The following is an 18,503-nucleotide window of genomic DNA, read 5'->3' as shown; positions in this document are numbered from 1 at the left end:
GGGGGTTCGGTCGGCGTTCCGGCCGGTACGGAACGGCCGGCGGGCCCCGCGGCAGGCCCGCGGGCCATGGACACGTGGCTAACGGGGCGGGCCCCGTGCGGTCACCGGCCCGTCACCGATTGCGGCCGTCCGGGGCTCGCGACGTCGGTGTACCGCGCACCCGGCATTGCCATACGGGGCAGGTCTCGGGCATGCTCCGTGCAACGTCGCACGCGCTTTGCGCGGGTCTGGGCTGTGGAGGAGTGGCGCCGTACCCTTGGGGGTAAGGGGTTGGGAAGATGATTCCCGGACACCGCAACACCGCCCACTGACGCAGCTTCCCCACGTCGCTCTCCTCACGAGGACTCTCTTCGCCGAGACACCGATGGCCGGTCACGAAATCCCCGAACCCGCGGACCGCAAGCAGGTAGCCGACCCCCGGTCGGACCAGCAAGCGGCCGAAGATGCGCGCCACTCCTGCGATCCCGCCTTCCGGCACGGTGTCGTCGTCGGTTTCGACGGCTCGACCTCCAGTGAGCGGGCCCTCGCCTATGCCATCGGCATGGCCCGGAGAACGGGCTCCGGCCTGATCATCGTCCATGTCGCCAACCGGCTGCCGACCACGGTCTGGGCGGGCTGCGAGCCACCCGTCTTCGTGGACGTCCCTGATCACCGCACCGAGGTCCTCGGCCTGGAGCTCGCCTGCGCGGACTACCTCTCCGAGGTGCCGTGGGTACTCGTCGAGCGCGGCGGGGACATCTGCCACGAGCTGGAGGAGGTCGGCCGGGAGTACTCGGCCGACGCGATCGTCGTCGGTTCCACGCACGGGATCGTCGGCCGGATCTTCGGATCGGTGGCGGGCCGGCTGGCGCGCCGCGCGCAGCGCCCGGTCGTCGTCATCCCGTAGGGCTTCACGGCGCGGCTGCCCGCAGGGCTCCTCGTGCGGCTGCCCCGTGGGGCCGCGCCCCGCACGGTTGTCCCGCAGGGCTGGTTGCCGTCCGCAGCAGCCCCGCCCCCGGAATCAGCTCCGCCCGGTCGGTCCGGTCCGTCAACTCCGCCGGGTCCGTCAACTCCGTCAACTCCGCCCGGTCCGTCCGGTCCGCCCGTTCCCGCGCCGCCGGGAACGGGCGGTCTGTTTTGCGTCCGTTCTGCGTCTTTCCTGATCCGGCCTCGGTCAACGGCCGGTCCTTTTCCGTCCGAAGAAGACCGACGTGGCGTCAACTCGACTACGGAAACAGCGGAAAAAACGAAGCTACCGGTCCGTAGATGCTGATGACGCATGTGTGGAGGATGCATAAGCGTCACGGGAGACAGCGCGATCGCATGCAGGTGGGGGCGGCCGGGCCGCCTCCGTGCGCCCGGTCCGAAGCGGATTTGCCGGGGTCCGCGACGTCGCTGCGGCAAACACCGGAGCCTCCGGCCCGGCCATCTCGCCCCGGGGTTCTGGCGGTTGGCTGCGGGATCGCCCGCACACACGCGAGAGCGGCCCGGCACCCACGGGGCGTGGGTGCCGGGCCGCTCTCGGTACGTGGGCGGGGGTGTGATCACCCCACCGTGCCTACTCCACCGTGACGGACTTCGCCAGGTTGCGCGGCTTGTCGATGTCCCGGCCCATGGCCAGCGCCGTGTGGTACGCCAGCAGCTGCAGCGGGATGCCCATCAGGATCGGGTCCAGCTCGTTCTCGTTCTTCGGAACGATGATCGTGTGGTCGGCCTTCTCCTGCTCACGGTGGGCCACGGCGAGGATGCGGCCGCTGCGGGCCTTGATCTCCTCCAGGGCCGCGCGGTTCTTCTCCAGCAGGTCGTCGTCGGGGACGATCGCGACCGTGGGGAGCGCCGGCTCGATGAGCGCCAGCGGGCCGTGCTTCAGCTCCGAGGCGGGGTAGGCCTCGGCGTGGATGTACGAGATCTCCTTGAGCTTCAGCGAGGCCTCCAGCGCGACGGGGTAGCCCCGGACCCGGCCGATGAACATCATCGACTGCGCGCCCGCGTACTCCTCGGCCAGCTTCTTGATCTCGTCCTCCGACTCGAGGATCCGCCCGATCTGCTCGGGCAGCTTGCGCAGCCCCTCGATGATCCGCTTCCCGTCGGCGACCGACAGGTCGCGGATGCGGCCCAGGTGCAGGGCGAGCAGCGCGAAGGCGACCACGGTGTTGGTGAAGCACTTGGTGGAGACGACGCAGACCTCGGGGCCCGCGTGGACGTACATGCCGCCGTCGGCCTCGCGGGCGATCGCCGAGCCGACGACGTTCACGACGCCGAGGACCCGGGCGCCCTTGCGCTTGAGCTCCTGGACCGCGGCCAGTACGTCGTACGTCTCGCCGGACTGGGAGACCGCGACGTACAGGGTGTCGGGGTCCACGACCGGGTTGCGGTAGCGGAACTCGGAGGCGGGCTCGGCGTCCGCGGGGATGCGGGCCAGCTCCTCGATGAGGCCGGCGCCGATCATGCCCGCGTGGTACGAGGTGCCGCAGCCCAGGATCTTGATGCGGCGGACCCCGCGCGCCTCGCGGGCGTCCAGGTTCAGGCCGCCGAGGTGCACGGTGGAGAAGCGGTCGTCGATGCGGCCGCGCAGCACACGGTCCACGGCCTCGGCCTGCTCGGAGATCTCCTTGTGCATGTACGTGTCGTGGCCGCCCATGTCGTACGACTCGGCCTCCCACTCCACCGTGGTGGGCGTGGCCGTCGTGGTCGAGCCCTCGGTCGTGTACGTACGGAAGTCGTCGGCCTTGAGGGTCGCCATCTCGCCGTCGTCCAGGGTGACGATCTGGCGGGTGTGCGCGACGAGGGCCGCGACGTCGGAGGCGACGAACATCTCCTTCTCGCCGATGCCGAGCACGACCGGGGAGCCGTTGCGGGCGACGACGATGCGGTCGTTGAAGTCGGCGTGCATGACGGCGACGCCGTACGTGCCCTCGACGGACTTCAGCGCCTCGCGGACCTTCTCCTCCAGGGTGACGGCCTGCGAGCGGGCGATCAAGTGGACCAGCACCTCGGTGTCGGTCTCGGAGAGGAAGACGATGCCGTCGGCGACGAGCTTCGCGCGGAGTTCGGAGGCGTTGTCGATGATGCCGTTGTGGACGACGGCGACCTTGTTGTCGGCGTCCATGTGCGGGTGGGCGTTCTCGTCGCTCGGGGCGCCGTGCGTGGCCCAGCGGGTGTGGGCGATGCCGGTGGTGCCGGTGAAGCGCTTGGGTACGCGGGACTCCAGCTCGCGGACCCGGCCCTTGGCCTTGACCATCTTCAGCGCGGCGGGCTTGCCGGCGGCCGGCTTCCCGGTGATGACGATGCCCGCGGAGTCGTAACCCCGGTACTCCAGCCGCTGCAGGCCTTCCAGCAGCAGCGGGGCGACGTCACGCTTTCCGATGTAACCGACGATTCCGCACATAGAGCCTCTGCCCTCCATCGACGTACAGGTACAAGCAAGCAAGTGGGTGCCCGGCCGCGGGGCCGGCTGGTCCGCCGGTCTCAGCCGTAGACGATGCGGCGCAGCTGGCGGAGCGAGAGCTCCGGCGGCGCCACCGCCCGGTGCGGCAGCTCGGCCGAGATCCGTTCGAAGATCTCCGTGTTGACCAGGCCGCCGGACTGCAGTTCGCGATGGCGGCGGCGGACGAAGACGTCGGTCGTCTCGTCGAAGTAGGCCAGTACGTCGAGGATCACCCGGGCTGCCTCACCGCGTGGGAGCGCGGTGCTGCGGACCAGGTGGTCAATGAGGTCGTCATGCGACGAGCGGCGTTCGAGCACCCGTCGATATTGCGGCGGAAGGGGCTCCAGCGCAACAATCCTGCCCGATATCGGGCAGATATGCGGTCGAGTGGCGCTCGTTTTTCCGTTCTGGGTGATTCCGGGGCGGTCGAGGAGGGTGCGCGCACCCAGGCGCGGGCCGGTGCGGAGAGGCCGTGGGGGCCGACGGGATGAATTCGGCCATACCCCCCGGACGGTCGGCCACGTTCACGTGCGGGCGGCAGGGGGGAGTGGTCTACACCTTGACCATCCGTGAGGCAGGCGGTACGCATGGCGACGGTGCGAATGGTCAGGAGATCCAGGTGTGAACCAGCAGAAAGGGACCCGGCTGTGAGACTGCACACGACACGGCGCAGTGCTCTTCCCCGTGCTCTACCCCGTCTTCTCGGCTCGCTGCTTCTCGTCACGGCGGCCGGAATCTCCACCGCCTGCGCGACCAACGCGGCGTCCGCGGCCGCCGGCGGCTCCGCCGCGTCGGCGCCCCGTCCGCTGGGCCAGGTCGTGCCCGCTCCCGCCGCGGTGACGCCGGGGGGATCCCCGTACGCCATCACTCCCGCCACGCGGATCCGCGTCGACGGCTCGTCCGGCGAGGCCCGCAAGATCGGCGAGTACCTCGCGGGCGTGCTGCGGCCCTCCACCGGATACGCCCTGCCGGTCACCGAACGGGCCGGCCACGACGGCATCCGGCTCCGCCTCGGTTCCGGCGACAGCGAACTGGGCACCGAGGGCTACACCCTGACGGCGGGGCGCGGCTCCGTCACCATCACCGCCCGGAAGCCCGCAGGGCTCTTCCACGGCGTCCAGACGCTGCGTCAGCTCCTGCCGGCCCAGATCGAGAGCGACAGCCGCCAGAAGGGCCCCTGGAAGGTCGCGGGGGGCAGCATCACCGACACGCCGCGCTACGCCTACCGGGGCGTGATGCTCGACGTCTCGCGGCACTTCTTCTCCGTCGACGAGGTCAAGCGCTACATCGACCAGGTCGCGCTGTACAAGGTGAACACCTTCCACCTGCACCTCTCCGACGACCAGGGCTGGCGCATCGCCATCGACTCCTGGCCGAACCTGGCCGCGTACGGCGGCTCCACGGAGGTCGGCGGCGGGCCCGGCGGCTACTACACCAAGAGCCAGTACAAGGAGATCGTGCGGTACGCGGCCTCCCGCTACCTGGAGCTGGTGCCGGAGATCGACATGCCCGGCCACACCAACGCCGCTCTCGCCTCGTACGCGGAGCTGAACTGCGACGGCGTCGCGCCGCCGCTCTACACCGGGATCAAGGTCGGGTTCAGCTCGCTGTGCGCGGGCAAGGACGTCACGTACAAGTTCATCGACGACGTGATCGGGGAAGTGGCCGCGCTGACCCCCGGCAGGTACATCCACATCGGCGGTGACGAGGCGCACTCCACCAGCCACGAGGACTACGCCAGGATCATGGAGCGGGCGCAGGCGGCCGTCGGCAAGCACGGCAAGACCGTGATGGGCTGGCACCAGCTCACCGGGGCCACGCCGGTGAAGGGCGCGGTCGCCCAGTACTGGGGCTACGACAAGACGAGCGCCGCGGACCGGCAGCAGGTGGCGGACGCGGCGAAGAACGGCACCAAGCTCGTGCTGTCGCCCGCGGACCGGGTCTACCTCGACATGAAGTACAACGAGGACACCGTGCTGGGTCTGAAGTGGGCCGGCCTGGTGGAGGTGCAGCGTTCGTACGACTGGGACCCGGCGACCTACCTCGCCGACACCCCGGCGGACGCGGTGCTCGGGGTCGAGGCGCCGATCTGGGCCGAGACGCTGACCGACAGCGACGACATCGACGCGATGGCGTTCCCGCGGCTGCCCGGGGCGGCGGAACTGGGCTGGTCACCGGCCGAGACGCACGACTGGGACACGTACAAGCTGCGCCTCGCGGCGCTCGGGCCGCGGTTCACGGCGATGGGCATCGACTACTACCGGTCGCCCCAGGTGCCGTGGCCGGCGGAGCCGGCTGCGGCGGAGTGAGCGGTGCCGTCCGGCGGCCGGGGATGCGAGCCCCCGGCCGCCGGACGGGCTGTCGGAAGGTGCCCCCAGGCGGCGGCGGGCCCTCGGAGGTGCCTTCACGCTCACGCGCCGGACGGGCCGTCTCGGACGTCCTCACGCGCCGGACGGGCTGTCACGGACGTCCTCACGCGCCGGACGGGCTGTCACGGACGTCCTCAATCGCCGGACGGGCCCGAAGCGGCCTCCTCGCGGAGCTGCTCCTCGCTCAGGCCGCGGCGCCAGTAGCCGACGAACGTCACCCGCTTGCGGTCGATGCCGCGCTCGCGCACCAGATGGCGCCGCAGTGCCCGTACCGAGGATGCCTCGCCCGCGATCCAGACGTACGGGTTTCCCTCGGGCAGTTCGGCCTCGCGCACGGCCTCCACGGCGTCCGGCGCGTCCTCGTCCCGCACCAGCCAGCTGATCCGGGCGTCGGCCGCCGTGTCGATCGCCTGGCGGTCCCCGGTGTGCGTGACCTCCAGCCAGACCCGCGCATGCAGATGGTCCGGCAGCCACTCCAGGGCGGCCGTCGCGGCGGGCAGTGCCGTCTCGTCGGCCCAGATCAGGACCCAGTCGGTGTCCTCGGGCGGGCGGAACCGGACGGCCGTGTTGTCCTCGACGGCCGGACCGAGCGCCTTCAGCGCGTCGCCGGGCGAGGCCGCGGCGGCCCAGCGGCAGGCCGGACCGCCGTCCTCGTGGAGCGCGAAATCGATGTCGATCTCGGTGGCCGAACCGCCGGCGGTACGACGCTGCGCGCGGACCGTGTACGAGCGCAGCACGGCCCGCACGTCGGCCGGAAGTGCGCGCCAGGGGGCGAACCAGTTGCCCTCGTTATCGACCGGAACGACTGGTTCCGCCTGTCCGGGGTGCGGCAGGAACAGCGACAGGCTCTGATCGCGGCCCCCGGAGGCGAAACCGTCGAGCCCCGGCCCGCCGAACGTGACCCGGAGCATGGACGGGCTCAGCCGCTCCGTGCGCAGGACGGTCAGGCCGAAGAGCCGGAAGGGCTCGGCGGGCGGCGTGGCGGCAGTGGCGGCGGTCGTCACGGTCAGGCGGTCTTCTTGGCGTCCTCGATGGCCTTCGCGAGGTCCTCGAGGATCGGCGCGCACTTGTCGTAGCTGTAGATCGGCTCGGTGGTGCGCGGGACGACCTGACCGGCCTTGACCGCGGGCAGCTGCGCCCAGGTCGGCTTGGAGGTCAGGGCGTCGGGCTGCAGGGCCGAGGAGCGGTTGTCCATCATGATGATGTCGGCGCCGTACTTGTCGACGTTCTCCCAGCTCAGGCTCTCGAAGAAGCCCGCCGCGTCCACCTTCGGCTCGACGAACTTCACGCCCAGTTCCTGGAAGTACAGGGTGTCGGCGGACATCTTGGCGAGCGAGACGTAGAAGAGGTCCTGGCTGGCCGAGCCGATCATGACCTTGATGTTCGGCTTGGACTTCGCGGCGGCGCGGAGCCGGGCCGCGGCCTTCTCGAAGCGGGCCTTGGCGTCGGTGACCGTCTTGGCCTTCACGTCGGCGCCGAGCGAGGCGGCGAGGTCCTCGTGGCGCTGGATCGCCTTGGGGATCGTGGTCTGGGCGGCCCACAGGGCGACGCTCGGGGCGAGCTTGAGGATCTTGTCCTTGGACGCGTCCGGCACGTACCAGAGGGCGTCCTTCTCCCACATCGCGGTGACCAGCAGGTCCGGGCCGAGTGCCGCGTACTTCTCGACGTTGAACTCGCCCCAGACGTTGCCGAGGATCTCGACCTTGCTGATGTCGAGGTCGCCGGCCTGCACGTCGGCCTTGCCGTCCGCGGCCTTCGTGGGGCCGAAGACGGCCTTGACCTCGACGCCGTAGTCGTGGAGCGCGGCGGCGACACCCGTGAAGGCGACGATGTTCTTCGGGACGGCCTTGGCCTCGGCGGTCTGCCCGCGGTCGTCCTTGAAGCTCCACGGCCCGGCGTCGGCGCTCTTGGAGCCGGTGGAGCCGGAGTCCTTCGAGTCGCTGTCACCGCAGGCCGCCAGCACGGCGCCCAGGCCGACGGCGCCGCCCATGGCCAGCAGGCCGCGGCGGGTGGGACGGGACACTCGGGCAGTGCGCATGACGGAGTCCGCTTTCGTACGAGCCGGGGACCGGCCGGTGACAAGTTCGAACGAAGGTTAGCCTAACCTCATGAGTGGTCCCCTGGCCGGTGCCCCCTCGCTCACCAGACGATGACGCCACCGCCCACGTCCAGGGCGCGCTCGGCGGCGGCCGTGATGTTCGCCAGCCGCGCCGCCACGTAGTCGTCCGCATAGCCGCTGTGGGCGGCGAGCTCCGCGATGTGGTCGCGCAGCAGCCCGCACTCGGCGAGGAAGGCCGGGACGTCCTCCGGATCCACGCAGAGGTTGGCGGTGGCCAACTGCGGGAGGAACCGGGCCCCGAGGTCGCGCGCGAGCTGCGACCCCCACAGCTTGGTCCGGCTCTTCTCGAACCCGGCGAGGGTGAGCCCGTGCTCGGGGTCCTCCAGGAAGTGGTCCTCGCCGCTCCGGCCGCGGACGTAGGTGTGCACCAGGAGGGTCATTCGAACATCTCCCGGCAGTCGTCCAGCCCCTCGACCGTGACCTCGACCGAGCGGTACTCCTCCCACCGTGCCCGCTCCAGACGGAGCCGCTGGAGCGTGACGCGTTCCTCCCGCAGCGCCGCGACCGTCAGGCCGTCCGGGAGATAGCCGAGCCGCCGCGAGACGCCCAGCGACCGCGCGTTGTCGGTCATGGCGTCCGAGGTGGCCGCGGCGGCGCCGAGTCCGGCGAAGGCCAGATGCAGGGCGGCGGCGCGCATCTCGGTGCCGATGCCGCGGCCCTGGTGCGCGAGCCCGAGCCAGGAGCCGGTGCCGGCCTCCCTGGTCACCGCGAAGTCCGTCGCCATGACGTCCTGCCGACCCACGACCCGGCCCTCGTGCAGCACCGCGAGGCTCAACACCCAATGCCGGGGCGACCAGTTGGCGACCGTGCCCAGCACGTGCTGGAACACCGCCCGGCCGCGCTCGGCGGGCGGGCAGTCGGTCCACGGGACGGTGAACGGCATGGCGTCCGGCTCGTGCACCCCGTCGGCGGCCACGGACGCCAGCTCGTCCAGCAACTCCAGTTCCGGAAGGCGCAGTTCCAGACGGGGGGTGCGGATGCGGAGCCCGTACAGGGGCCAGGCGTGAGGCTTCATGAGTCGACTCTGCCGGGGCGGCGGATGGCTGTCGAACGGATTGCGGAGGCCGATCCGGCCGTAGTGGCCCGGAGTTCCGCGTCGTGGCGCCGGCGCCGTCGGCATCCGCGCATGGCGCCGACGCAACCTGTCGCGTGTTCAGGAATCCGACTGGTCCGCGGAGGTGAATCCGCTCTCCGGCGGGGTGTCTGGCCGGCCGCTCGACAGAAGAACCAGCCCGCACACGCCACCGGCCAGCCAACTGGCCGTCATCCACATGTCCCAGCCGAAGCCCAAGGTCACCGTGAAGGCGACCGCCGATGGCGTGAGAACGGCGAGAGCCGCACGCTCCAGGACGTTGCCGGCATCCCACTCGCGGCGCAGCACTCCGGAGCGCCGCCAGGTTCTCAGCAGGACGACACCGACGACCGCCGCCTCCGCCGCCACGAACCAGACGGGAGCCGGTGGCAGATCGCCCGGCCCCGCCCTGCTGCGCCATACGCCCAGTAGTCCGCTGACCAGGGCGACCGGGCCGATCAGGGCGAACACCCCTGCTAGTACACGGATGAAGCCGACGCTCAGTGGGGGCTCCCCGGCGCCGCTGAATGGCGTGGCGGCGTGGGAGTACGCGTGGAAGCGATGGGCGGCTCCCCGGAAATCGGTCGCGACGATCCAGCCGAAGGCCGTTGCGAACACCTCCCAAGCGAGTGGGAACATCACGGTCCTCCTTCATGGCGCCCATGTGCCCGGCCGGTGCCGCGAGCGGACACGGCCGTCACGCTATGCCGGGTTCTTCGGCTCGCGGCATGCAGGACTTCGGCAACGAACGTGCTCGTAGGGTGCCGGAACGATGCCCTGGCGAGGGGTGGACCCGTGACGCGGCCGTTCGCCGAGATTCCGGGTTCCGGATTCCGGGTTCCGTCGAGCCTCGCGGTGTCCCGCTTCTGCAGTGCCGGGCCCGCAGCCGTCGAATCCTGATGAGGCGTACGGATGCCTCAGAAAGGCGTACCGGTCCCGTCTTCGACCAGCCGGCTCGTGAAGCCCGCTCGGTGCAGCCGCTCGTACGCGGCGGCCACCTCGTCCGGAACGGGGTCGGCGGCCATGAAGCCCTGAGCCGGGTAGATCATCAGGCGCTGCAATGCGCCGACCAGCATGTCGATGACCATGCGGTCGTCCTGGATGGACGCCAGGTACTCCTCGAACGTGACAGGGGCCGACGCACTCACGAACTCGACTCCCGGCCACAGCCTGCGCGCGGTGGCGTGGACGCGCCGTTCCTCGTGGGGCTTGCTGACGAGCAGCGCGGAAGAGACCGTGACGCCCGCCTCGTCGAGCAACGCACGGGAGAAGCTGATGTTCTCGCCCGTGTTGCGGGCACGCGGCTCGGTGAGCACGGCGCGGTCGGGGACGCCGAGTTCGAGAGCCCGTTCCCGGTAGTGCACGGCTTCGCCACGGGGCATGCGCGCACGGGTGGTGCGGCTTGTGGCGCCGGTGAAGACGATGAGGGGCGTCATGCCCCGCCGGTAGAGATCCACGGCCGCGTCCGCGACCCCGAGGTCATGGCTTCCGAGCCCGATCGCGACCGAGCAGGGGCGTGGATCGTGGTGCATCAGGTGGTGGTCCCAGACGAGTTGGGCGTCTGAACGGGACTGGGAGGAGATCAACGCGGCTCACCTTGGGACGAGTCCGGAACCTCGAAGTCGTACGACCATCTGAAACGTGAGGCCGCGTGCACGCCTATCGCGAACTCCATGACGGTTCCGTCGGCCGTGTAGGCGGTCCTGTGCAGTTCGACGACCGGTTCACCGCTGGGCAGCATGAGCAGCTTCGACTCCTCGGGCGTCGGGACGCGCGCGAAGAGTTCCTCTCGCATGCGGTCGATCTCGTAACCCGCGTCGTACAGCACGCGGAAGCCGCCGCCGCGGCCCGCGGGGCCCGGTGACGAGCCCTGAGACCGGGTGGGGCGGACCCGGCAACCGGATCCGCCCCACCCGCACCGGAATCCGTCAGGCCGACATGCCCAGCTCCCGGGCGATCAGCATCCGCTGCACCTCGCTCGTGCCCTCGCCGATCTCCAGGATCTTGGAGTCGCGCCACATCCGCGCCACCGGGTACTCGTTCATGAAGCCGTAGCCGCCGTGGATCTGGGTCGCCTCGCGGGCGTTGTCCACCGCCACGGTCGAGGAGTACAGCTTGGCGATCGCGGCCTCCTTCTTGAACGGCTCGCCCGCCAGCAGACGCGACGCCGCGTCGCGCCAGCCGATCCGGGCCATGTGGGCCCGCATCTCCATGTCGGCGATCTTGAACTGGATCGCCTGGTTGGAGCCGATCGGCTTCCCGAAGGCGTGGCGCTCGGCGGCGTACTTCACCGACTCGTCCACGCAGCCCTGCGCCAGGCCCGTCGACAGCGCCGAGATGGCGATCCGGCCCTCGTCCAGGATCCGCAGGAACTGCGCGTAGCCGCGGCCCTCCTCGCCCAGCAGGTTCTCCAGCGGGACGCGGACGTCCGAGAAGGAGAGCTCGCGGGTGTCCGAGGCGTTCCAGCCGACCTTGGAGTAGGGGGCTGCGACCGTGAAGCCGGGGGTTCCGGACGGGACGATGATCGACGAGATGAGCGGGGCGCCGTTCTCCTTGCGGCCGGTCACCGCCGTGACCGTGACCAGCTCGGTGATGTCCGTGCCCGAGTTGGTGATGAAGCACTTGGAGCCGTTGATCACCCACTCGCCCGTCGCCTCGTCGCGCACCGCCGTCGTCCGGGTGCCGCCCGCGTCCGAGCCGCCGTCCGGCTCCGTCAGGCCGAACGCGCCGAGCGCCTCGCCCGCGCAGAGCTTCGGCAGCCAGCGCCGCTTCTGCTCTTCCGTGCCGAAGCGGAACACCGGCATCGCGCCCAGGGAGACCCCGGCCTCCAGGGTGATCGCCACCGAGGAGTCGACCCGGGCCAGCTCCTCCAGGGCGATGCCGAGCGCGAGGTAGTCGCCGCCCATCCCGCCGTACTCCTCCGGGAACGGCAGCCCGAACAGGCCCATCCGTCCCATCTCGCGCACGATCTCGTACGGGAACTCGTGGCGCTCGTAGAAGTCGCCGATCTTCGGCGCGACCACGTCGTGGGCGAACTCCTCGACGGTGCGGCGGAGTTCCTCGTGCTCGGCGGTCAGCCGGTGGTCCAGGGACATCGGGGGATCACTGCTCCTTGTGGGACTGCGTTTGTTGGACCGAGAGCGCGCGGACGGTACGGGACGGGCTCGGTCGGCCCAGGTGTCCGGCGAGCCACACGCTCGTGGCGGTGAGCTCGTCGAGGTCGACCCCGGTTTCGATACCGAGGCCTTCGAGCATCCAGACCAGGTCCTCCGTGGCGAGGTTCCCGGTCGCGCTCTTCGCGTACGGGCAGCCGCCGAGGCCGCCCGCGGAGGCGTCCACGGTGGACACGCCGTGCTGGAGCGCGGCGAGGGTGTTGGACAGGGCCTGTCCGTACGTGTCGTGGAAGTGCACCCCGATCGTGTCGGTGTGCACCCCCGACTCGTTCAGTGCCGACAGCAGGGTCTGTACGTGACCGGGCGTCGCGACCCCGATCGTGTCGCCGAGCGACAGCTCGTCGCAGCCGAGGTCCATCAGCTCCCTGGCGACCCGGACGACCTGGTGGACCGGGACGGGGCCCTCCCACGGATCGCCGAAGCACATCGACAGGTAGCCGCGCACATGCACCTTGTCCGCCTTGGCGCGGGCCACCACGGGCTCGAACATGGCGAGCGACTCGTCGATCGTGCGGTTGAGGTTGCGCGCGGCGAAGGTCTCCGTCGCGGAGCCGAAGACGGCGATCCGGCGGGCGCCGAGCGCCAGGGCCCGGTCCAGTCCCCGCTCGTTCGGCACGAGGACCGGCAGCGCCACGTCCCCCACGTCCCCTATGTCGCCGAGCATCGGGAACAGCTGCTCCGCGTCGGCCAGTTGGGGAACCCACTTGGGATGGACGAAGCTCGTCGCCTCGATCGTGGACAGGCCGGCGACCGCGAGCCGGCGGATGAACTCCGCCTTCACCTCGGTCGGCACGACCGCCTTCTCGTTCTGCAGCCCGTCACGGGCGCCGACCTCGTGGATACGGACCCGGGCGGGCAGGTCCGGCGCGGCCACGGCCATCGGCAGGGTGCGGTCGGTGGCCGTCATGCGTCCTCCCCGGTGCCGGCCGCGGGAACCACGACCGCCAGTACCTGGTCCATGGCCACCGTGGTCCCGGCGGTCACGTCGAGTTCGGTCACGGTGCCGGCGTGCGGGGCGGAGATGACGTGCTCCATCTTCATCGCCTCCACGACGAGGAGACTCTGTCCGGCCGCGACCTCGTCCCCGACGGCCACCTTCACCACCGTGACGGTCCCGGGCATGGGTGCGGCGAGCGTGTCCGCCCCGGAGCGGGCGGCGCCGGACAGCGACGCCTCCACCGGGTCGTGGTCCCGCACGTGCCAGGTGTCGCCGTCCCGGCCGAGCCAGTGGCCCTCCGGGGATACGGCGTACGCGAACGAGTGCGTGACACCGCCGAGTTCGAGGGTGATCCGGCCTCCGTCGGCGGACAGGGTCCTGGCCGTCTCCGCGCTGCCGGGCAGCGGGCCCAGGGGGCCGCAGGTGCCGGAGGCGGGGAGCGGCGGCCGGGCGCCCTCCCCGACGTGGCCGAAGGTCAGCTCCGCGCCCGCGCCGCACGGTCGCAGGCCCACCTGGACCGGGTCGTGGCCCGGGATCCGGAAATGCCGCACGGTACGCGCCGGGGTGCCGCCGAGCCGCCAGCCGTCACCGGCCGAGAACGGGTCGGCCCAGACCCCGGCCGTCCGGGCGGCGGGGGAGTGCTGCCGCAGCAGCGCCGCAGCCGCGTACACCTCCTCCGGCACCCCGTCCGGCACCAGCGCGTCCACCTCGCGCTCCACCAGGCCCGTGTCCAGCTCGCCCGCCACCACGGCCGGGTGGCCGAGCAGCCGGCGCAGGAAGCCCGCGTTGGTCGGGACGCCGAGGACCACCGTGTCCGCGAGCGCCGCCCGCAGCCGGCGCAGCGCCGTCGCCCGGTCGGGGCCGTACGCGATCACCTTCGACAGCATCGGGTCGTACAGGCTGCCGACCTCGCCGCCCTCGGCGAGCCCCGAGTCCGTCCGCACCCCGCCGCCCCGCGGTTCGTGCAGCGCCAGCACGGTGCCGCCCGAGGGCAGGAAACCGCGGGCCGGGTCCTCGGCGCAGACCCGGGCCTCGACCGCGTGACCGGTGAGGGTGATGTCTCGCTGGGCGTACGGGAGTTGTTCGCCGGACGCGACGCGCAGCTGCCACTCCACCAGGTCGAGGCCGGTGATCAGCTCGGTCACCGGGTGCTCGACCTGGAGGCGGGTGTTCATCTCCATGAAGTAGTACGAGGCCGGGTCGTTGCCCGGGACGATGAACTCCACCGTGCCCGCGCCCACATAGCCGCAGGAGCGGGCCGCCTGCACGGCCGCCTCGCCCATCGCCGCGCGCGTCTTCTCGTCGAGCAGGACCGAGGGCGCCTCCTCGATGATCTTCTGGTGGCGGCGCTGGAGCGAGCACTCGCGCTCGCCGAGGTGCACCACATGGCCGTGGCTGTCCGCCAGCACCTGGATCTCGATGTGGCGCGGCCGGTCGATCCACCGCTCGACGAGGAGGGTGTCGTCGCCGAAGGAGGCGCGTGCCTCGCGGCGGGCGGCGGCGATCTCGTCCGCGAGCAGCGTCGCGTCGCGCACCAGCCGCATGCCCTTGCCGCCGCCGCCCGCGGAGGGCTTGAGCAGCACCGGCATGCCGATCTCGTGGGCCGCTTCGGCCAGTTGACCGTCGGTCAGCTCACTGCCCGAGGAGCCGGGAACGACCGGGACGCCGGCCGCGGCGACCGTTTCCTTGGCCCGGATCTTGTCGCCCATCAGCGAGATGGCGGCGGCGGGAGGGCCGATGAAGACCAGCCCCGCGTCGGTGCACGCCCGTGCGAAGGCGGCGTTCTCGGCGAGGAAGCCGTAGCCGGGGTGCACGGCCTGCGCACCCGTGCGGCGGGCCGCCTCCAGGAGCCGGTCCACGCTCAGATAGCTCTCGGCGGCCGGTGCGGGGCCGATCCGTACCGCCGTGTCGGCCTCCCGTACGTGCCGGGCGTCCGCGTCCGCGTCGCTGAAGACGGCGACGGAGCGCACGCCCAGTTCCCGCAGGGTCCGGATGACCCGGACCGCGATCTCGCCGCGGTTGGCGACGAGAACCGTGTCGAACATCGTCATCTCTTCCTCACATCCGGAAGACGCCGAAGCCGGCATCACCCAAGGGCGCGTTGGCGCACGCGGTCAGGGCGAGCCCCAGCACCTGCCGGGTCTCCATCGGGTCGATCACGCCGTCGTCCCAGAGCCGGGCGGTGGCGTAGTACGCGTTGCCCTGGGTCTCGTACTGCTCGCGGATCGGGGCCTTGAACGACTCCTCGTCCTCGGCGCTCCAGTCGTCGCCCAGCTGGTCGCGCTTGACCGTGGCGAGGACGGACGCGGCCTGCTCGCCGCCCATGACGGAGATCTTCGCGTTGGGCCACATCCACAGGAAGCGGGGGTTGTAGGCCCGGCCGCACATGGAGTAGTTGCCGGCCCCGTAGGAACCGCCGATCACCACGGTCAGCTTCGGGACGCGCGTGCAGGCGACGGCGGTCACCATCTTGGCGCCGTGCTTGGCGATGCCGCCGGCCTCGTAGTCGCGGCCGACCATGAAGCCCGAGATGTTCTGCAGGAAGACCAGCGGGATGCCGCGCTGGTCGCACAGCTCGATGAAGTGCGCGCCCTTCTGGGCGGACTCGGAGAACAGGATGCCGTTGTTCGCGACGATGCCGACCGGGTGGCCGTGGATGTGCGCGAATCCGGTGATCAGCGTCGTCCCGTACTCCGCCTTGAACTCGGCGAAGCGCGATCCGTCGACGACCCGGGCGATCACCTCCCGTACGTCGTAGGGCGTGCGCGAGTCGACCGGGACGGCGCCGTACAGACCGGCGGGGTCCACCTTCGGCTCGTCGGCCGGCTGTACGGACCACGGCAGCGCGCCCCGGTCCGGCAGCGTCGCCACGATGTTCCGCACGATGCGCAGCGCGTGCGCGTCGTCCTCCGCGAGATGGTCGGTGACCCCCGACGTACGGGAGTGGACCTCGCCGCCGCCCAGCTCCTCGGCGGTGACGACCTCGCCGGTCGCGGCCTTCACGAGCGGCGGACCGCCCAGGAAGATCGTCCCCTGGTTGCGGACGATCACGGCCTCGTCGCTCATCGCGGGGACGTACGCGCCACCGGCGGTGCAGGACCCCAGCACCGCCGCGATCTGCGGGATGCCGGCCCCGGACATCCGGGCCTGGTTGTAGAAGATCCGGCCGAAGTGCTCCCGGTCCGGGAACACCTCGTCCTGCATCGGCAGGAAGGCGCCGCCCGAGTCCACCAGGTACAGGCACGGCAGCCGGTTCTCCAGCGCCACCTCCTGGGCCCGCAGGTGCTTCTTCACGGTCATCGGGTAGTACGTGCCGCCCTTGACGGTCGCGTCATTGGCGACGATCACGCACTCCCGGCCGCTGACCCGGCCGATCCCGGCGATCACCCCGGCGGCCGGCGCCGCGCCCCCGTACAGCCCCTCGGCCGCCAGCGGGGCCAGCTCCAGGAAGGGCGAGCCCGCGTCGAGCAGGGTGTCCACCCGCTCCCGGGGCAGCAGTTTGCCGCGCGCCACATGCCGGGCGCGGGCCTTCTCACCCCCGCCGAGCCTGGCCGTGGCGAGCCGCTTGCGCAGCTCGTCGGTGAGCGCGTGATGCGCCGCCTCGTTGGCCTGCCAGGCCTCCGAAGCGGGATCGGCCGCGCTCGCCAGCACCGGTGCCTGCTGCATCCTGTCGAGCCCCCTTGCCCGTACCGCAGTGTGACGACCTCGCCCCCGTCCGTGGCGGGCGAGGCTGTTAGTGAGCGTTAACGTATCGCATAGGTTAACGACCGCTAACGCACCTGTCTAGAATGACTGTTCATGAGCACCCATGCCGCCGCCCGCGTCGCGGCCCCCACCCGCCGTGAGCAGATCCTCAAGGAGGCCGCCCGCCTCTTTGCCGAGCGCGGCTTCCACGGGGTCGGCGTCGACGAGATAGGTGCCGCCGTCGGCATCAGCGGCCCCGGTCTCTACCGGCACTTCCCCGGCAAGGACGCGATGCTCGCCGAACTGCTCGTCGGCATCAGCGAGCGGCTGCTGGCCGGCGGACAGCTGAGGGTCTCCGAGGACGCCTCCGGTGACGGCTCTCCCGAGGCGCTCCTGGACGCGCTCATCGAGGGCCACATCGACTTCGCCCTCGACGACCGCCCACTGATCACCCTGCACGACCGCGAGCTGGACCGCCTGCGGGACACCGACCGCAAGCGGGTGCGCCGGCTCCAGCGCGAGTACGTCGAGGTCTGGGTCGCCGTCGTCCGCGACCTCTACCCGGACCTCCCCGAGCACGAGGCCCGCGCCACCGTCCACGCCGTCTTCGGCCTGCTCAACTCCACCCCGCACCTGGGTCCCGTCCGGAGTACCGGCGCGGGAGAAGGCGCGGCGTCCGGTGCCGCTGTGCCGCGGGGCGGCTCCGGACAGGACCTGAGCCGCCCCGGCGCGCTCCCGGGCCGCACCGACACGGCGGCGCTGCTGCACCGGCTGGCGCGGGGCGCCTTCGCCGCGGCGGGAGAGCGCAAACCCGTCTGAGCGACCGGGGCGGCGGGCCGCTCACGGCCCGGCGGCTTCGGGCCGTCAGGCCGCCCACCCCGCAATACGCCCGGCACGCTGCGCACATCCCACGGCACAATGGGTTCATGCCGATACCCAGCCGCGCCGCCCTCGTCGACCACCTCGTCCGTACGCGCATCGCGGGAGACGTCGCGACGCCGCGCGACAACAACCTCTCCCACTACCGCAAGCTCGCCAACGGCGACCGCCACTTCTGGCTGGGGCTCGAGCTCGGCGACCGGTGGCGCGACGAGCAGGACGTCCTGGCGGTCATGGCCGAGAGATGCGGTGTCAGCGACGACCCGGAGCACCGGTTCGGCCAGGACACCATCGACCCCGAACTCACCGTCGCCGCCCTGGACCGGGCCGCGGCCCGGCTGCGCAAGGCGGCCGACGGCACGGAGCGGGTCCTCTTCGCCACCGGACACCCGGGCGGGCTCCTGGACGTCCACCGGCAGACCGCCGCCGCACTGCGGGCGGCCGGCTGCGAGATCATGCGGATCCCGTCCGGGCTCACGGCGGACGAGGGCATGGTCTTCCAGTTCGCCGACGTCGCCGTGCAGGAGCGCGGCGCGACCCTCTGGCACACCCACTCCCCGGCCCCGATGGCCGCGATCCTGGACGGCCTGGAACGGGAGGGCCGCCCCATGCCCGACCTGGTCGTCGCCGACCACGGCTGGGCCGGATGCGCGGCGCAGCGCGGACTGGACGCCATCGGCTACGCGGACTGCAACGACCCGGCCCTGTTCCTCGGGGAGGCCGAGGGCACCCTCCAGGTGGCCGTCCCGCTCGACGACCACGTGCTGGACCCGCGGTTCTACGACCCGATGACCGAGTACCTGCTGGACGCGGCCGGGCTGCTCTGAGCAGGCGGCGGGCGGTCCGGACGCCGGCGGCGGAGGA

The 18,503-nt window shown here is 71.5% G+C and carries 16 protein-coding genes and 1 pseudogene; 4 read left to right on the top strand and 13 right to left on the bottom strand.

Annotated features, from left to right (window positions below; genetic code table 11):
- The first annotated feature begins 364 nt into the window (after positions 1-364).
- Positions 365-886, top strand: coding sequence for a universal stress protein (locus ACIQMX_RS09495; RefSeq protein WP_326662001.1), 522 nt, complete (start codon positions 365-367; stop codon positions 884-886).
- A gap of 651 nt (positions 887-1,537) precedes the next feature.
- Here ACIQMX_RS09495 and glmS read toward each other — a convergent pair.
- Both glmS and ACIQMX_RS09485 read right to left on the bottom strand, forming a co-directional pair.
- Complete coding sequence (gene glmS / locus ACIQMX_RS09490) at positions 1,538-3,367, bottom strand: glutamine--fructose-6-phosphate transaminase (isomerizing) (protein ID WP_363074952.1); 1,830 nt, start codon at positions 3,365-3,367, stop codon at positions 1,538-1,540.
- An 80-nt stretch (positions 3,368-3,447) separates the two neighbouring features.
- Positions 3,448-3,723: a hypothetical protein gene (locus tag ACIQMX_RS09485; RefSeq protein WP_148018800.1), complete on the bottom strand. Its 276-nt coding sequence runs from the start codon at positions 3,721-3,723 to the stop codon at positions 3,448-3,450.
- A gap of 330 nt (positions 3,724-4,053) precedes the next feature.
- Between ACIQMX_RS09485 and ACIQMX_RS09480 the strand changes: the two genes are divergently transcribed.
- The gene (locus ACIQMX_RS09480) at positions 4,054-5,715 is read left to right on the top strand and encodes a beta-N-acetylhexosaminidase (RefSeq protein ID WP_402476057.1); all 1,662 of its coding nucleotides are present in this window, start codon (positions 4,054-4,056) and stop codon (positions 5,713-5,715) included.
- A 194-nt stretch (positions 5,716-5,909) separates the two neighbouring features.
- On the opposite strand, the gene ACIQMX_RS09475 is transcribed toward ACIQMX_RS09480, so the two are convergent.
- The 11 genes and pseudogenes from ACIQMX_RS09475 to ACIQMX_RS09425 form a co-directional block, all read right to left on the bottom strand.
- The gene (locus ACIQMX_RS09475) at positions 5,910-6,779 is read right to left on the bottom strand and encodes a siderophore-interacting protein (protein ID WP_402476055.1); all 870 of its coding nucleotides are present in this window, start codon (positions 6,777-6,779) and stop codon (positions 5,910-5,912) included.
- Positions 6,780-6,781: 2 nt separating this feature from the next.
- Entirely contained in the window at positions 6,782-7,813 is a 1,032-nt protein-coding gene (locus tag ACIQMX_RS09470) for an ABC transporter substrate-binding protein (protein ID WP_402476053.1), read from the bottom strand.
- 101 nt (positions 7,814-7,914) lie between these two features.
- On the bottom strand, positions 7,915-8,274 hold the full coding sequence (locus ACIQMX_RS09465; protein WP_363065603.1) for a hypothetical protein: 360 nt from the start codon (positions 8,272-8,274) through the stop codon (positions 7,915-7,917).
- Positions 8,271-8,909, bottom strand: coding sequence for a GNAT family protein (locus ACIQMX_RS09460; protein ID WP_363065605.1), 639 nt, complete (start codon positions 8,907-8,909; stop codon positions 8,271-8,273). The genes ACIQMX_RS09465 and ACIQMX_RS09460 overlap by 4 nt, the downstream gene beginning before the upstream one ends.
- A 138-nt stretch (positions 8,910-9,047) precedes the next feature.
- Positions 9,048-9,605, bottom strand: a complete 558-nt coding sequence (locus ACIQMX_RS09455; RefSeq protein WP_402476052.1) for a hypothetical protein — start codon at positions 9,603-9,605, stop codon at positions 9,048-9,050.
- A gap of 278 nt (positions 9,606-9,883) precedes the next feature.
- On the bottom strand, positions 9,884-10,552 hold the full coding sequence (locus ACIQMX_RS09450; protein ID WP_402476050.1) for a YdcF family protein: 669 nt from the start codon (positions 10,550-10,552) through the stop codon (positions 9,884-9,886).
- Positions 10,549-10,830 (bottom strand): annotated as a pseudogene (locus tag ACIQMX_RS09445) (UTRA domain-containing protein); the annotation flags it as partial. The pseudogene ACIQMX_RS09445 and the gene ACIQMX_RS09450, both read right to left, overlap by 4 nt.
- 64 nt (positions 10,831-10,894) lie before the next feature.
- Positions 10,895-12,061, bottom strand: coding sequence for an acyl-CoA dehydrogenase family protein (locus ACIQMX_RS09440; protein ID WP_363065610.1), 1,167 nt, complete (start codon positions 12,059-12,061; stop codon positions 10,895-10,897).
- Positions 12,062-12,068: 7 nt separating this feature from the next.
- Positions 12,069-13,046 (bottom strand): hydroxymethylglutaryl-CoA lyase, encoded by a 978-nt coding sequence (locus ACIQMX_RS09435; protein ID WP_402476048.1) that lies wholly within the window; start codon positions 13,044-13,046, stop codon positions 12,069-12,071.
- Entirely contained in the window at positions 13,043-15,121 is a 2,079-nt protein-coding gene (locus ACIQMX_RS09430) for an acetyl-CoA carboxylase biotin carboxylase subunit (RefSeq protein WP_363066127.1), read from the bottom strand. The genes ACIQMX_RS09435 and ACIQMX_RS09430 overlap by 4 nt, the downstream gene beginning before the upstream one ends.
- A gap of 13 nt (positions 15,122-15,134) precedes the next feature.
- The gene (locus ACIQMX_RS09425; protein WP_402476047.1) at positions 15,135-16,742 is read right to left on the bottom strand and encodes a carboxyl transferase domain-containing protein; all 1,608 of its coding nucleotides are present in this window, start codon (positions 16,740-16,742) and stop codon (positions 15,135-15,137) included.
- Between the two features lie 132 nt (positions 16,743-16,874).
- Between ACIQMX_RS09425 and ACIQMX_RS09420 the strand changes: the two genes are divergently transcribed.
- Positions 16,875-17,579 carry a TetR/AcrR family transcriptional regulator gene (locus ACIQMX_RS09420; RefSeq protein ID WP_402476046.1) on the top strand — a complete coding sequence of 235 codons (705 nt, stop codon included), beginning with the start codon at positions 16,875-16,877 and terminating at the stop codon, positions 17,577-17,579.
- Between the two features lie 107 nt (positions 17,580-17,686).
- A complete protein-coding gene (locus ACIQMX_RS09415) occupies positions 17,687-18,466 on the top strand; it encodes a phosphatase (RefSeq protein WP_363065616.1) in 780 nt (259 codons plus the stop codon).
- Positions 18,467-18,503: the final 37 nt, after the last annotated feature.

Origin of the sequence: Streptomyces sp. NPDC091416 (genome assembly GCF_044756845.1) — a bacterium.
GTDB lineage: Bacteria > Actinomycetota > Actinomycetes > Streptomycetales > Streptomycetaceae > Streptomyces.
This window is presented reverse-complemented; position numbering and strand designations above follow the sequence as displayed.

Excerpts from the sequence above, each read along its gene's own strand:
- ACIQMX_RS09495 (WP_326662001.1), top strand. The coding sequence starts at position 365 with ATGGCCGGTCACGAAATCCCCGAACCCGCGGACCGCAAGCAGGTAGCC.
- glmS (WP_363074952.1), bottom strand. The coding sequence starts at position 3,367 with ATGTGCGGAATCGTCGGTTACATCGGAAAGCGTGACGTCGCCCCGCTG.
- ACIQMX_RS09470 (WP_402476053.1), bottom strand. The coding sequence starts at position 7,813 with ATGCGCACTGCCCGAGTGTCCCGTCCCACCCGCCGCGGCCTGCTGGCC.
- ACIQMX_RS09465 (WP_363065603.1), bottom strand. The coding sequence starts at position 8,274 with ATGACCCTCCTGGTGCACACCTACGTCCGCGGCCGGAGCGGCGAGGAC.
- ACIQMX_RS09460 (WP_363065605.1), bottom strand. The coding sequence starts at position 8,909 with ATGAAGCCTCACGCCTGGCCCCTGTACGGGCTCCGCATCCGCACCCCC.
- ACIQMX_RS09455 (WP_402476052.1), bottom strand. The coding sequence starts at position 9,605 with ATGTTCCCACTCGCTTGGGAGGTGTTCGCAACGGCCTTCGGCTGGATC.
- ACIQMX_RS09440 (WP_363065610.1), bottom strand. The coding sequence starts at position 12,061 with ATGTCCCTGGACCACCGGCTGACCGCCGAGCACGAGGAACTCCGCCGC.
- ACIQMX_RS09435 (WP_402476048.1), bottom strand. The coding sequence starts at position 13,046 with ATGACGGCCACCGACCGCACCCTGCCGATGGCCGTGGCCGCGCCGGAC.
- ACIQMX_RS09430 (WP_363066127.1), bottom strand. The coding sequence starts at position 15,121 with ATGTTCGACACGGTTCTCGTCGCCAACCGCGGCGAGATCGCGGTCCGG.
- ACIQMX_RS09425 (WP_402476047.1), bottom strand. The coding sequence starts at position 16,742 with ATGCAGCAGGCACCGGTGCTGGCGAGCGCGGCCGATCCCGCTTCGGAG.
- ACIQMX_RS09420 (WP_402476046.1), top strand. The coding sequence starts at position 16,875 with ATGAGCACCCATGCCGCCGCCCGCGTCGCGGCCCCCACCCGCCGTGAG.
- ACIQMX_RS09415 (WP_363065616.1), top strand. The coding sequence starts at position 17,687 with ATGCCGATACCCAGCCGCGCCGCCCTCGTCGACCACCTCGTCCGTACG.